10 protein-coding genes are annotated in these 11,408 nt (G+C 64.6%); 4 read left to right on the top strand and 6 right to left on the bottom strand.

Annotation, left to right across the window (positions count from 1 at the left end):
• Positions 1-2: 2 nt before the first annotated feature.
• The 3 genes from AC0L3C_RS16435 to AC0L3C_RS16425 form a co-directional block, all read right to left on the bottom strand.
• Positions 3-1,070, bottom strand: coding sequence for an enoyl-CoA hydratase/isomerase family protein (locus AC0L3C_RS16435; RefSeq protein WP_473408476.1), 1,068 nt, complete (start codon positions 1,068-1,070; stop codon positions 3-5).
• Positions 1,067-2,212, bottom strand: coding sequence for an isobutyryl-CoA dehydrogenase (locus tag AC0L3C_RS16430; protein WP_473280964.1), 1,146 nt, complete (start codon positions 2,210-2,212; stop codon positions 1,067-1,069). The genes AC0L3C_RS16435 and AC0L3C_RS16430 overlap by 4 nt, the downstream gene beginning before the upstream one ends.
• 118 nt (positions 2,213-2,330) lie before the next feature.
• Positions 2,331-3,827 (bottom strand): CoA-acylating methylmalonate-semialdehyde dehydrogenase, encoded by a 1,497-nt coding sequence (locus tag AC0L3C_RS16425; protein WP_473280966.1) that lies wholly within the window; start codon positions 3,825-3,827, stop codon positions 2,331-2,333.
• Between the two features lie 101 nt (positions 3,828-3,928).
• Between AC0L3C_RS16425 and AC0L3C_RS16420 the strand changes: the two genes are divergently transcribed.
• Complete coding sequence (locus tag AC0L3C_RS16420; RefSeq protein ID WP_473280968.1) at positions 3,929-4,843, top strand: LysR family transcriptional regulator; 915 nt, start codon at positions 3,929-3,931, stop codon at positions 4,841-4,843.
• 131 nt (positions 4,844-4,974) lie between these two features.
• Here the strand turns inward: AC0L3C_RS16420 and AC0L3C_RS16415 are convergent, their stop codons facing one another.
• On the bottom strand, positions 4,975-5,595 hold the full coding sequence (locus tag AC0L3C_RS16415) for a TetR/AcrR family transcriptional regulator (protein WP_473408475.1): 621 nt from the start codon (positions 5,593-5,595) through the stop codon (positions 4,975-4,977).
• Between the two features lie 59 nt (positions 5,596-5,654).
• Positions 5,655-6,194 (bottom strand): PaaI family thioesterase, encoded by a 540-nt coding sequence (locus AC0L3C_RS16410; RefSeq protein WP_473408474.1) that lies wholly within the window; start codon positions 6,192-6,194, stop codon positions 5,655-5,657.
• A gap of 154 nt (positions 6,195-6,348) precedes the next feature.
• Here AC0L3C_RS16410 and AC0L3C_RS16405 point away from each other — a divergent pair, with 154 nt between their 5' ends.
• The 3 genes from AC0L3C_RS16405 to AC0L3C_RS16395 all read left to right on the top strand — a co-directional run bounded on the left by AC0L3C_RS16405 (position 6,349) and on the right by AC0L3C_RS16395 (position 9,986).
• Positions 6,349-7,119 carry an enoyl-CoA hydratase gene (locus AC0L3C_RS16405; RefSeq protein ID WP_473408473.1) on the top strand — a complete coding sequence of 257 codons (771 nt, stop codon included), beginning with the start codon at positions 6,349-6,351 and terminating at the stop codon, positions 7,117-7,119.
• Positions 7,120-7,383: 264 nt separating this feature from the next.
• Positions 7,384-8,580: an acetyl-CoA C-acyltransferase gene (locus AC0L3C_RS16400; protein ID WP_473280975.1), complete on the top strand. Its 1,197-nt coding sequence runs from the start codon at positions 7,384-7,386 to the stop codon at positions 8,578-8,580.
• Between the two features lie 110 nt (positions 8,581-8,690).
• Positions 8,691-9,986, top strand: coding sequence for an MFS transporter (locus tag AC0L3C_RS16395; protein WP_473408472.1), 1,296 nt, complete (start codon positions 8,691-8,693; stop codon positions 9,984-9,986).
• Here the strand turns inward: AC0L3C_RS16395 and AC0L3C_RS16390 are convergent.
• A complete protein-coding gene (locus tag AC0L3C_RS16390) occupies positions 9,983-11,386 on the bottom strand; it encodes a carbohydrate porin (protein WP_473408471.1) in 1,404 nt (467 codons plus the stop codon). The two genes, AC0L3C_RS16395 and AC0L3C_RS16390, sit on opposite strands and share 4 nt — an antisense overlap.
• Positions 11,387-11,408: the final 22 nt, after the last annotated feature.

Here is an 11,408-nt window from a genome sequence, read left to right as displayed (position 1 = left end):
GATTAGTTGAACTTCAATTCGTCGGCGCCGATCTCGGCGAGATACCGCGCAAGCATCTCCGGCGCGACGTCCTCGATCCGCGACGGCGACCACGTCGGATTGCGGTCCTTGTCGATCACGGCGGCCCGCACGCCTTCGCGAAAGTCGTCGCTGCGGAAGACTTCCAGCGCGGCACGATATTCGCGCACCAGGCACTCTTCCAGGCTCGACGCGGTACGCGCGAGCCGTAGCAGCTTGAGCGTCACCACCATGCCACGCGGCGATTTTTCGTTGAGCGTCTTCAACGTCGCCAGCGCGAACTCGGAACCGTCGCGCTTGAGCGCGGCAAAGATGTCTTCCATGCGGTCGAAGCCGAACAGTGCATCGATGATCGGCTCTTTTGCAGCCACCGGTCCCGCGGCTTCTCCAGTCGCAAAACCGTTGATGAGCTTGCTCACATCGGCCGCGGTCACGCCCTGGCGAACCTTGGTCAGCGCCTCGCGCAGCCCCGGCCATTTGGCCGCCGGCACCACAGCGTCGGCGAATTTCGCGTGAATCGCGTCGGGGCCGTTCATGGTCTGGCCGGTCAGGCCGAAATAAGTGCCGATCTCACCGGGCGAGCGCGACAATAGAAAGGTGCCGCCCACATCCGGGAAGAAACCGAGCCCGACCTCGGGCATCGCAAGCCTGGTGCGGTCAGTCACGATTCGATGGCTCGCATGTGCCGAAAGCCCGACGCCGCCGCCCATCACGATGCCGTCCATGAAGGCGACATAGGGTTTGGGGAATTTCTTGATCCGCGCGTTGAGGATGTACTCTTCCCACCACAGGATCTTGCCGAGGTCGCCGTCGACCTTGGAGCTCTCCCAGAGCGCGCGGATGTCGCCGCCGGCGCACAGGCCGCGCTCGCCGGCACCTTCCAGCACGATCACGGCAACGGCTGGATCGGCCTCAAAACGGTCGAGCGCCTTATCGATGTCGCGAAACATCTCCAGCGTCACGGCATTGATCGCCTTCGGACGATTGAGCCTGATAATGCCGGCGGCGCCCTCGACCCGTGCGACGAGATCGCCCTCCTCCACACCACTCATCGGGCGCCCTCGATCAATTTGCGCGCCACGATCAGCCGCATGATTTCATTGGTGCCTTCGAGAATCTGGTGCACGCGCAAATCGCGCACGATCTTCTCGATGCCGTATTCGCTGAGATAGCCGTAGCCGCCATGAAGCTGGAGCGACTGGTTGGCGACCTCGAAGCCGACGTCGGTGCCGAAGCGTTTTGCCATCGCGCAGAGCATTGTGGCGTCCGTATCTTTCCGGTCGAGTGCAGCCGCTGCCCGCCACAAGAAGGTGCGCGCAGCTTCTAACTCGATCGCCATGTCAGCTAGCTTAAACTGCAGCGCCTGGAATTCGTCGAGCCGCTTTCCAAACGCCTTGCGCTCCTTCATGTAGGCGCGCGCCTTGTCGAGTGCGGTCTGCGCGCCGCCGAGCGAGCAGGCCGTGATGTTGAGACGCCCGCCGTCAAGGCCCGCCATCGCGATCTTGAAGCCAATGCCCTCCTCGCTCAAGCGATTGGCGACCGGCACGCGTGCGTTCTCGAAGATCACGGCGCGGGTCGGCTGCGCGTTCCAGCCCATCTTGCGCTCGTTGGCGCCGAACGAGACGCCCGGCGTATTGCCGTCAATCACGAGCGTCGAGATGCCGCCGGGACCGTCGCCACCGGTGCGCACCATCGCGACCAGCAGGTCGGTGCCGCCGGCGCCGGAGATGAACTGCTTCTGGCCGTTGAGGACGTAATGATCGCCCTCGCGCACGGCACGGGTGCGGAGCGCTGCCGCGTCCGAGCCGGCGCCGGGCTCCGTCAGGCAGTAGCTCGCAATCAGCTCCATGGTGCAGAGCTTGGGCAACCATGTGTGGCGCTGGGTGTCGCTGCCATAGGCATCGATCATCCAGGACGCCATGTTGTGGATGGAGATGAAGGCCGACGTGGTCGGACAGCCGGTCGCCAGCGCCTCGAAGATCAGCGCAGCGTCGAACCGCGTCATGGCGGAGCCGCCGACATCGTCGCGGATGTAGATGCCGCCCATGCCGAGCGCTGCTGCCTCGCGCATCACCTCGACGGGAAAATGCTTCTCCTCGTCCCAACGCAGCGCATGCGGCGCGATCTTTCCCGCCGCAAACGCCAACGCCATCTCGCGAACCGCGATCTGATCCTCGTTCAGAGCGAACTGCATGATGGGCTGCTCATGTTTTACTCGTCATTGCGAGCGAAGCGAAGCAATCCAGACCGCCTCCGCGGAAAGATGCTGGATTGCTTCGTCGCTGCGCTCCTCGCAATGACGGCGGACGGGATCACTTCATCAGCGGGATCGAGAACTCCGCGCCTTCCTTGACGCCGGACGGCCAGCGCGAGGTCACCGTCTTGGTCTTGGTGTAAAAGCGGACCGAATCCGGGCCGTGCTGGTTGAGATCGCCGAAGCCCGACTTCTTCCAACCGCCGAAGGTATAATAGGCGATCGGCACCGGGATCGGCACGTTGATGCCGACCATGCCGACGTTGACCTTGGCCGCGAAGTCGCGCGCGGCGTCGCCGTCGCGGGTGAAGATCGCAACGCCGTTGCCGTAATCATGCTCCGACGGCAGCGCCAGCGCTTCCTTGTAATCGTGCGCACGCACGACCGAGAGCACAGGCCCAAAAATCTCTTCCTTATAGATCCGCATGTCCTTGGTGACGTTGTCGAACAGCGAGCCGCCGAGATAGAAGCCATTCTCGTAGCCCTGCATCTTGAAGCCCCGACCGTCGACGGCGAGCGTCGCGCCTTCCTTGATGCCGATGTCGATATAGCCCTTCACCTTCTCGACCGCCTCGCGCGTCACCAACGGACCGTAATCGGCGGAGGGATCGATCGAAGTGCCGATCTTGAGCGACTCGACGCGCGGGACCAGCTTTTCCATCAAGCGGTCGGCTGTGGACTTGCCGACGGGGACCGCGACGGACACGGCCATGCAGCGTTCGCCGGCCGAGCCATAGCCGGCGCCGATCAGTGCGTCGACGGCCTGGTCCATGTCGGCGTCGGGCATGATGATGGCGTGGTTCTTGGCGCCGCCAAAACACTGGCAGCGCTTGCCGGTCTGCGCGGCGCGCTCGTAGATGTATTGCGCGATCGGCGTGGAGCCGACGAAACCGACGGCCTTGATATCGGGATCGTCGAGGATGGCGTCGACCGCTTCCTTGTCGCCGTTGACGACATTGAGGATGCCGGCCGGCAGGCCCGCCTCGATCATCAGCTCGGCAAGCATCATCGGCACGCCGGGATCGCGCTCCGACGGCTTCAGGATGAAGGCGTTGCCGCAGGCAATCGCGGGCGCGAACTTCCACATCGGGATCATCGCCGGGAAATTGAACGGCGTGATGCCGGCAACGACGCCGAGCGCCTGGCGCATCGAGTAGATGTCGATGCCGGGGCCGGCGCCTTCGGTGTATTCGCCCTTCATCAGATGCGGGATACCGCAGGCGAATTCCGCGACTTCGAGGCCGCGCTGGATGTCGCCCTTGGCGTCAGGAACGGTCTTGCCATGCTCGCGGGCGAGCAGTTCGGCGAGCTTGTCGTAGTCGCGCTGCACCAGCTCGACAAACTTCATCATGACGCGGGCGCGGCGCTGCGGGTTGGTCGCAGCCCATTCCGGCTGCGCGGCGCGGGCGTTCTCCACGGCAGCGCGGACCTCGGTCTTGGACGCGAGCGCCACCTTGGCCTGGACGTCACCGGTCATCGGCTCGAAAACGTCGGCGGTGCGGCCCGAGGTGCCCTTGACCTCCTTGCCACCAATGAAATGTCCGACTGAACGCATGGAATGGTCTCCTTGAGGCGAGCTTGAACGCTTTGACAAATCCTATCGACCTGCATTTTATAGGATTCAAGTCTGAGATAATGCACCATAGATGTGCGAAAATGCTGGATCAAGGCGCTATCGACTGGGACGACTTCCGCTTCGTGCTGGCCATCGTGCGGGGCGGCTCGGTCTCGGCTGCGGCAAAGCAGCTCGGCGTCGACCATGCCACCGTCATCCGCCGTGTCGACCGGCTGGAGAAGCACCTCTCGGCCAAGCTTTTTGACCGGCGCAAGACCGGCTACCTGCTGACAGAGGCCGGCCAGCGCGTCGCCGACAGCGCCGAAGCCATGGAATCGACCATCGTCGCCAACCAGGAGCAGGTCGGTGGCTCCGTGGCGCGGCTGACCGGCACGGTACGGATCGGCGCCCCCGACGGCTTTGGGACCGCGTTCCTGGCGCCGCGACTGGCGCCGTTCGCGGACCGGTATCCCGATCTCGACCTGCAACTTGTGGCCACCGCGCGGCTGTTCAGCCTCTCCAAGCGCGAGGCCGATATCGCCATCAGCCTCACCATGCCGAAGGAAGGGCGCATCGTCGGCCGCAAGCTGCTCGACTACCGACTCGGACTCTATGCCGCACCCAACTATCTCGACCGCTTCCCGAAAATCACCTCGCGTGAGGTCCTGCCGCAACATCGTTTCGTCGGCTATATCGAGGAGCTCTTGTTCACGCCCGAGCTCGACTATCTGCCGCAGGTGTCGCCGAAGATCTCCGCGCGCTTGCGCAGCGCCAATCTGATCGCGCAACTCAATGCCACGCTCGCAGGCTTCGGTATCGCCGTGCTGCCGCACTTCATGGCGGCCGACTATCCGCAGCTGATTGCGGTGCTGGCGGAAGAGGTCTCGATCACCCGCACCTTCTGGATGCTGATGCACGCCGACAGCAAAGATCTGGCGCGGATTCGCGCGGTGGCGGATTATATTTCCGAGATCGTGGAGCGCGAGCGGGCGCTGTTTGCGGGGCGGACTTCGTAGGGTGGGTTAGCCCTGCAGATGCGCAAAGCGCATCTGCTCGGCGTAACCCACCAACTTCGTCCAGCGCTCACCAAAGCATGGTGGGTTACGCCTTCGGCTAACCCACCATACGCGTTCAACGGCACCTCGGCCTAGCTCTGCTTCGGCTTCTTCGCCACCGTTGCCTTCGGCTCACGCCGCGCGCCGTCCAGCGCGCTGTCCTTGCCCGTCTTCAGCACCTCGTCCGACAGCTCGCTCGAGCCGGCAATGCGCGCCAGCAACATGGTGCCGGCCATGGTCGCCAGGGTCGCGATCGCCTGCTTGCGCGCAGCCTTGCGCGGCAGATTCGGGATGAAGTCCGTGATCATCTCGATCATCTCGTCGAGCTTGCCGGCAAAGGCCTTTCGCGTCTTCGGGCTCTCCCGGGCGATCTCGGCGCCGAGCGCAGGGATCGAGCAACCGTGACCGGGGTTGTCGCGATGCACCGTCGAGAGATAGGTCTCGACGATCTGGGGAAGCTGCTTTTCCGGCGCGACCTGATCGGACTGCTTGCGCCAGTGCTCCATCGAGCGATTCATGGCGTAGTCGAAGGCCTCGATCACCAGCGCCTCACGCGAGTCGAAATGGGCGTAGAAGCCGCCATGGGTGAGGCCCGCTTCCTTCATGAGATCGGCGACGCCAATGCCGTGGGCGCCCTTTTCGCGCAGCCGCACGGAGGCCTTCTTCACGATACGGTCGTGGGTTTCCTGCTTGTGTTCCCGGGAATAGCGCATGCGGATCTCATTGGATGTCGGAGGTCATCTAATAACACGGATATCGGCCTGACGGCGCATTAATTCCCGGTAAAATTGTTGCCGATCATGGAAAAGGTCGCCGTTGCGTGCACCGCAAGTGCCCCCTTACCATCGCGGACGAAGCCCTCGGTGTAGCTGGTCTGGCGTCCCAGCTTGATCACCTTGCCTTCGGCGGCGATCAGCCCGGACCGGACCGAGAGCGGTCGCAGGAAGGCCATTTTCAGATCGAGGGTGACGGAGCCCTGCCCGGACTCCAGCCTGGTCGAGATCGCACATCCCATCGCGGTGTCGATCAGCGCGGCGGCTGTGGCTCCGTGCAGGAGCCCGATGGTGTTCTCGAGATCCTCGCGCGGCTCGAGTTCCATGACGATCCGGCCCGGCTCGACCACGGCCATGACGAAGCCGATCAGCTTGGCAAAAGGTGGCGGCGGCAACCGTCCGTCGCGGATGCCCAGCATCGCATCCATGCCTGACAGGCCCATCGCCACTTTCGCCACTGGCGCAGGCACCTGCCACTCCACCAGCCGCTCGCGCCGCTGCGCGGGCGAAAACAGGTCGAGTTGATCGACGTTGGTCATCGCGGCCTCTTTGTATGATTTCCATCATACTATTCTGCGGACTTCGCGCTGGCAACTGCCTCCTCGCCCGCTTGACAAGCCGGGCGTTTCGGCCCGGAAGTGATCCCGACAGGCGCGCCCTCGCGCAAGTCCACGAAACCTTCGAGATGCCACCATGGAAATGCTCAACAACCACTGCGGCGTGACGCGCGATGCGCGCGGCGTCGTTCATGTCGCGATCTGCAACGCCGGCTCGCTGAACATTTTGGGCTCGCCCGTCACCGAAGCGGTGCGCGAAGGCTTGCAGCAGCTCTCGTCGGACCGCAGCATCCGGGTTGTGGTGCTGCGCGGCCAGAGCGAGAAGAGCATGATCGGCGGTGCCGATATCAAGGAGATGGCCGGGCTCGACCAGAAGTCCGCCGAAGCCTTCATCAGCCGCCTGCGCGACCTCTGCGAGGTGGTGCGCGCCTTTCCGGCCCCGATGATCGCGCGCATGCCCGGCTGGTGCCTCGGCGGCGGGCTCGAAGTCGCTGCCGCCTGCGATTTCCGGATCGCCGCCCATGATGCGCATTTCGGCATGCCGGAGGTGCGCGTCGGCATTCCCTCGGTGATCCATGCCGCGCTGCTGCCGCGTCTGATCGGCTGGGCCCGCGCGCGCTGGCTGGTGATGACCGCGGAGAACATCGACGCGCCGACGGCACTGGCCTGGGGATTGGTCGACAAGGTCGCGCCGGAGGGCGGGCTCGATGCCGAGGTCGAGCATCTCGTGACGGCACTGCTCGAATGCGGCCCCGAGGCGCTGCGGTCGCAGAAGGCATTGCTGCGGCAGTGGGAGGAACTGCCGCTCACGGAGTCGGTGAATCTGAGCGTCAAGGTCTTTGGCGAGTCGTTCCTGACCGACGAGCCGACGCGGCTGATGGGCGCGTTTGTGAATCGGAAGCGATAGGGCCACCAGCAACGGTGTCATGCCCGGCGCAGGCCGGGCATCCAGTACTCCGCGCGCCATCGGTTCAATCACAACCGCCTGGGCGTACTGGATCGCCCGCTTGCGCGGGCGATGACAGCAAGTTGTGGGACAACTCTTCGGCTCGCACGACCAAATCTCATGCGAACCACAAGATTTTCTCATGCCGGACGCAGTTGCATTTTTTGCGCCGCATCATATGATGATCATAATCTTACATGTCCGACATCGTAGGGAGTCTCCCCCATGGCAGAAGCCGCCGATCCCGTCGTCATCGTCTCCGCCGTCCGTAGCCCGCTCGGCCGCTTCATGGGCGAGCTGTCGCCGCTTCCCGCACACAAGCTCGGTTCGCACGTGATCGGCGCGGCACTCGAGCGTGCCAAGGTTGCGCCGGAGAAGGTCGACGAGGTCTTCATGGGCTGCGTCCTTCCCGCCGGCCAGGGCCAGGCCCCGGCGCGCCAGGCTGCGCGTGCCGCCGGCCTGCCCGACGCCACTGGGGCGACCACCGTGAACAAGGTCTGCGGCTCCGGCATGAAAGCGACCATGCTGGCGCACGACATCATTCGCGCCGGCTCGGCCGAGATCGTCGTCTCCGGCGGCATGGAGAGCATGAGCAATGCGCCGTATCTGCTGGCGAAGGCGCGCGGCGGCTACCGCGCCGGCCATGACCGCATCATCGACCACATGATGATGGACGGGCTGGAAGATGCCTACGAGACCGGCCGCTCCATGGGCGATTTCGGCGAGGCGACGGCAGAGGCCTATCAATTCACCCGCAAGGACCAGGACGCCTATGCGATGGAAACGTTGAGCCGTGCGCGCAAGGCGGTCGAGGGCGGTGCGTTCAAGGCCGAGATCGCGCCGATCACGCTGAGCGAGAAGGCAGGTCCCCGCACCGTCGCCAATGACGAGCATCCGCTGAAGGTCGATCCCGCAAAAATCCCCGGGCTGAAGCCGGCGTTCCGCGCCAACGGCACCATCACGCCGGCGGCCTCCTCCGCCAACGCCGATGGCGCCGCTGCGTTGGTGCTGACCAAGCGCTCGCTCGCCGATCGCAGCGGCCTGCCGGCTCTCGCCGTGATCAAGGGCCACGCCACCCACAGCCAGGAACCGCAATGGTTCACCACGGCGCCGATCCCGGCGATCCGCAAACTCTTGGACAAAGTCGGCTGGAGTGCCGGCGATGTCGATCTGTTCGAGATCAACGAAGCCTTCGCCGTGGTGGCGATGGCGGCGCAGCGCGATCTCGGAATTTCCCGTGACAAGCTCAACATCAACGGCGGCGCCTGCGCGCTCGGCCATCCGATCGGCGCCACCGGCGCACGGCTGATCGTGACGCTGCTGCATGCGCTCGAGGCGCGAAACCTCAAACGCGGCGTAGCGGCGCTCTGCATCGGCGGCGGCGAAGCCACTGCGATCGCGGTGGAGCGCCTGAAGCACTGACGTAAACGTCCGGAAATGAGGGAACTCTGTCATTTCAGACAGACGCGTCCCGTGCCATTCTGCAAACTCGCGCAGGTGTTTCAAATCCTGCCCATCAAGATTGAGGCCCAATGATCTCGAGCTGGCTCGCGGCAACACTCGGCCGCCGCAATATCCACTACGGCTGGGTGATGGTCGGCGTGACCTTCCTCACCGCGCTGATCAGCGCCGGCACGGTCGGCGCGCCCGGCGTGTTCATCGTTCCGCTTCAGAAGGAGTTCGGCTGGAGCACGGCGGAGATCTCCTCCGCGCTGTCAATCCGCTTCATCCTGTTCGGGCTGATGGCGCCGTTCGCGGCTGCCCTGCTCAACCGCTACGGCCTGCGCAACGTCACCCTGACCGCACAGCTCATCGTCGTCTCGGCGCTGGTGCTCTCGCTCGGCATGACCGAGGTCTGGCAGCTCGTGGCGCTGTGGGGTGTGGTGATCGGGATCGGCACCGGCATGACTGCGCTGGTGCTGGGCGCCACCATCGCGACGCGCTGGTTCGCGGCGCGGCGCGGCCTCGTCGTCGGCATCATGACCGCGAGCGTCGCCACCGGCCAGCTGGTGTTCCTGCCGCTGCTGGCAAGCCTCACCGAACGTTTCGGCTGGCGGGTTGCGCTCGGCTTCGTCTGCATCGCGCTTGGTGTTTCCGCCCTCGCGGTGCTGCTCGCGATGCGCGACCGCCCGAGCGACGTCGGCCTGCGCCCCTTCGGCGACGAAGGCGCAGAGCCCCTGCCCGCGCCGCCCGTGAGCCACGGCTCGATCACCGGCGTGGCGCTCGGCACGCTACGCGACGCCTCGAAGAGCAGCGCGTTCTGGGTTCTGTTCGCGACCTTCTTCGTCTGCGGCGCATCCACCAATGGCCTCGTGCAGGTACATCTGATTCCGATGTGCCTCGATTTCGGCATCCCCCAGGTGCAGGCCGCGGGCCTGCTGGCTGCGATGGGCATCTTCGATTTCTTCGGCACCATCATGTCGGGCTGGCTGTCGGACCGCTACGACAACCGCTATCTGCTGTTCTGGTATTACGGCCTGCGCGGGCTCTCGCTGATCTTCCTCCCCTTCAGCGATTTCTCGTTCTATGGGCTCTCGATCTTTGCGATGTTCTACGGCCTCGACTGGATCGCGACCGTGCCGCCCACGGTGCGCCTCACCGCGCAGAAATTCGGACCCGAGCGCGCCAATCTGGTGTTCGGCTGGATCTTTGCCGGCCACCAGCTCGGCGCCGGCACCGCCGCCTTCGGCGCCGGTTTCTCGCGGACGGTCTATCAGAGCTACCTGCCCGCCTTCTTCATCGCCGGCGCGCTCTGCGTGTTCGCCTCGCTGATCGTGCTGACACTGTCGCGACAACCGAAGCCAAAGCCGCAAGCCGCGATGGCTTAGTATCTGATCGTGGTGGTGACGCCGAAGACCGCGGCGTCACCGATCCGCGAAACTCCCGTCGGGTCGTTCGGGTTCGGGATGCCGCCCGAGGGGCGGAACACGTATTGGAAATAAGGCGCAATCAGCCAGCCCGGCTTGATATGCGCCTCGTAGATCATCTCGATCAGCGTCTCGTTGCTGCGCACGGGACTTTGGACGCCCGTGAAGGATTGCGTGTCGAGATCGAGGTTGCGCGCAGTGTTCGAGATGCGCATGTAGGCCGCGGCCACGCCAAAGCGGTCGAGCGAACGGCCCGGGACGAAGCCGACAAAGCCGATGCCGCCGTCGAGATAGAGATCGATCAGGTTGCGGTCCGGTGGGCTGTAGGCGATGCGGCCGAACGCGGTGACGCCTGGGATCGAGGCCGACGTGCTGTTGTCCTTGACCTCCGGCGGGCGATAGAGCACCTGCTCGATGACGGCAAAGACTCCGTAGTTGCCGCGAAGCTTTGCCGGAATGCCGCTGCCGTCGCGATCGGCGATCGACCGCCCATCCGCGGCGAAGCGCTGGCTGTCGAAGGAGCCATAATGCTTCCAGGCACCCGGCGTGACATTGCCGGCGAGCGGACGGCCGCCGATATCGATGGCGTAGTTGAAGCGAACCTGCCCGATCACCCACGGCGGGTCGTTGACGCGAAAGGCGAGACCATGATGGTCGCGAAGCTGCGGATCTGCATCGCCAGGTCCTGACGGATCGCCGTTGAAGACAGCACCGAACGCCGTGATCTGATCCGCCAGCGCGGCCTTGATGCGAATGCCGGGCACCGCGATCGGCGGTGCCGGGCCGCCGGCCGGAAGGTTGGATGCCTTGATCGCGGGCCAGCCGAACGTGCCGTTGATGAAGAGGTCGTCGGTCTGGCTGTCGAAGAACTCGACATCGGCGGCCTGCTGGCCGGCCCTGATGTTCAGCCTGTCATTGAAGAAGCTCTGCTCGAAATAGGCATTGTAGAGGCGCTGGTCCGGCAGCGCCTCGATCTCACTGATGGTGGCGAGATTCATGACGTAGTTGCGGCTCAGACCTCGCCCGTAGATCACGAAGGCATTGGCGTAAAAGCGGCCGCCGGTCCAGCCGACCAGCTTGTCGAGATCGGCATCGACCGACAGATCGAGCCGGCCGAAATGGATGGCGCCGCGCTTAACGCCGCCCGACACATTGCCGATGTTGTCGGCGATGTAGGTGGCGCCGAAATTCAGGCCCTTGTTGGCGAGGCCGTCATGCCACGCGTTGAACCATCTTGGAGCCAGCCACTCCGCCGAGCTCTCGTCCTTGGCGCCGGCGAGCGCGCCGGTGCTCGCCACTGTCGAGGCCAGCACAATCGCGGCCGCATTTCGCAGCGAAAATTGATGTGCACTCGCGATCACGGCTGATACCGGTTGGCGTACG

This window comes from Bradyrhizobium sp. WSM4872 (assembly GCF_055811715.1).
The sequence above is the reverse complement of the archived record's forward strand: the minus strand, read 5'-3'. Positions and strand labels throughout refer to the sequence as shown.

What these genes read in the sequence shown, in the direction of transcription:
- AC0L3C_RS16410 (WP_473408474.1), bottom strand. Translation starts at nt 6,194, where the DNA reads ATGACCAACGTCGATCAACTCGACCTGTTTTCGCCCGCGCAGCGGCGC.
- AC0L3C_RS16405 (WP_473408473.1), top strand. Translation starts at nt 6,349, where the DNA reads ATGGAAATGCTCAACAACCACTGCGGCGTGACGCGCGATGCGCGCGGC.
- AC0L3C_RS16435 (WP_473408476.1), bottom strand. Translation starts at nt 1,070, where the DNA reads ATGAGTGGTGTGGAGGAGGGCGATCTCGTCGCACGGGTCGAGGGCGCC.
- AC0L3C_RS16415 (WP_473408475.1), bottom strand. Translation starts at nt 5,595, where the DNA reads ATGCGCTATTCCCGGGAACACAAGCAGGAAACCCACGACCGTATCGTG.
- AC0L3C_RS16400 (WP_473280975.1), top strand. Translation starts at nt 7,384, where the DNA reads ATGGCAGAAGCCGCCGATCCCGTCGTCATCGTCTCCGCCGTCCGTAGC.
- AC0L3C_RS16425 (WP_473280966.1), bottom strand. Translation starts at nt 3,827, where the DNA reads ATGCGTTCAGTCGGACATTTCATTGGTGGCAAGGAGGTCAAGGGCACC.
- AC0L3C_RS16420 (WP_473280968.1), top strand. Translation starts at nt 3,929, where the DNA reads ATGCTGGATCAAGGCGCTATCGACTGGGACGACTTCCGCTTCGTGCTG.
- AC0L3C_RS16395 (WP_473408472.1), top strand. Translation starts at nt 8,691, where the DNA reads ATGATCTCGAGCTGGCTCGCGGCAACACTCGGCCGCCGCAATATCCAC.
- AC0L3C_RS16430 (WP_473280964.1), bottom strand. Translation starts at nt 2,212, where the DNA reads ATGCAGTTCGCTCTGAACGAGGATCAGATCGCGGTTCGCGAGATGGCG.